This is a genomic window from Nodosilinea sp. LEGE 07088, from assembly GCF_015207395.1.
Taxonomy (GTDB): domain Bacteria; phylum Cyanobacteriota; class Cyanobacteriia; order Phormidesmidales; family Phormidesmidaceae; genus Nodosilinea.
Window position 1 is genome coordinate 1 of the sequence record NZ_JADEWX010000357.1, and the last position, 1,890, is coordinate 1,890.

The 1,890-nt window shown below is 58.8% G+C and carries 2 protein-coding genes; both read left to right on the plus strand.

Annotated elements, in window-relative coordinates; genetic code table 11:
- The first annotated feature begins 55 nt into the window (after positions 1 to 55).
- The gene (locus IQ254_RS30945; protein WP_193969969.1) at positions 56 to 295 is read left to right on the plus strand and encodes a Mo-dependent nitrogenase C-terminal domain-containing protein; all 240 of its coding nucleotides are present in this window, start codon (positions 56 to 58) and stop codon (positions 293 to 295) included.
- A gap of 136 nt (positions 296 to 431) precedes the next feature.
- Positions 432 to 1,890, plus strand: a 1,459-nt coding sequence (gene nifE, locus IQ254_RS30950; protein WP_228041263.1) for a nitrogenase iron-molybdenum cofactor biosynthesis protein NifE, incomplete at its 3' end; no start/stop codon positions are given.

Here is a 1,890-nt window from a genome sequence, read left to right on the forward strand (position 1 = left end):
CACCCACTCCCTCCCCTCCCCCCGATCCCAGACTGGCTTCGATCTCTGGAACCCCCTGCGGCGGTTGATTGACCAGATTGAGGTGAGCGATCGCCACCTCGCCCACCTGATCTGCCGCGTCATCCCCTGCTGTTGCCCCTTTGAGCGGGATATCAACCTCTTTGGCCGCACGGTGCACATCCCGGCCCTGTGCGAGCTCAACCCGGTTTACAACGAGCTGGTGGGCCTGCGGTTTCGGGCCTTGAGCCACCTGGCCGACGATTGCGGTGAAGATATCACCCGGTATATCTGTTGATTTTAGATTTTAGATTTTGGATTTTAGATTGCCTGGTTTCAGTTGCTTTCCCCATCCAAAATCGCAAATCCAAAATCCAAAATACACTCACCCCACCTCCCCCGCTCTTCCCAGCTCCCTCACTTACCCAATCGCCATGAAAATGACCTCGGGAAAAATCAACGAACTGCTGACCCAGCCGGGCTGTGAGCACAATCACAAAAAGGGCGAAAAGGGTAAGAAAAAAGCCTGCCAGCAGCAGGCCCAGCCCGGTGCCGCCCAGGGTGGCTGCGCCTTTGACGGAGCCAGCATTGCCCTGGTGCCGATCACCGATGTAGCGCACCTGGTGCACGGCCCGATCGCCTGTGCGGGCAACTCTTGGGGTAGCCGGGGCAGCCTTTCTTCGGGGCCGATGACCTACAAAATGGGGTTTACCACCGACCTGAGCGAGAATGACATCATCTTTGGCGGTGAGAAGAAGCTCTATAAGGCGGTTCACGAAGTTAAGGAACGCTACAACCCTGCCGCCGTGTTCGTCTACCTCACCTGCGTCACGGCGCTGATTGGCGATGACCTCGACGCGGTGTGTCGGGCGGCTAGCGAGAAGTTTGAGATTCCCGTCATTCCCGTCAGCTCCCCCGGCTTTGTAGGTAGCAAGAACCTGGGCAACCGCATTGGCGGTGAAGCCCTGCTAGAGTACGTGGTCGGCACGGGCGAACCCGAATACACTACCCCCTACGACATCAACCTGATTGGCGAGTACAACATCGCCGGGGAGATGTGGGGCGTGACGCCGCTGCTAGAAAAACTCGGCATTCGGGTGCTGGCCAAGATTACCGGCGACGCCCGCTACCAAGAAATCACCTACGCCCACCGGGCCAAGCTGAACGTGATGATCTGCTCGAAGGCGCTGATCAACATGGCCCACAAGATGCAGGAGCGCTACGGCATTCCCTACATTGAAGCGTCGATCTACGGCGTCGAGGATATGAACAATCTGCTGCGGGCGATCGCAGCCCAGCTCGGCGACGACGACCTCAAGGCCCGGGTCGAAACCCTGATTGCCACAGAAACCGCCCAGCTCACCGCAGCGCTAGCTCCCTACCGCCAGCGCCTCCAGGGCAAGCGGGTGGTGCTGTATACAGGCGGGGTCAAGAGCTGGTCGATTATCTCTGCCGCTCAAGATCTGGGCATTGAAGTGGTGGCCACCAGCACCAAGAAGAGCACCGAAGAAGACAAAGCCCGAATCAAAGACCTGCTGGGCAAAGACGGCATCATGCTGCAAAAGGGCAATGCCCAGGAACTGCTCAAGGTGATCGCCAAAACCAAGGCCGACATGCTGATCGCTGGCGGTCGCAACCAGTACACCGCCCTCAAGGCCCGCATTCCCTTCCTCGACATCAACCAGGAGCGCCACCACCCCTACGCCGGGTACCTGGGCATGATCGAGATGGCCAAGGAGTTGGATGAAGCGCTGCACAGCCCGATTTGGCAGCAGGTACGGCAGGAAGCGCCGTGGGAGAAAGCAGAAGAAAAGGCAGAAGGCAGAAGGCAGAAGGCAGAAGGAGAAATCCAAAATCCGAGGGGTAACCCACCCCTACCCCTCCCAGGAGGGG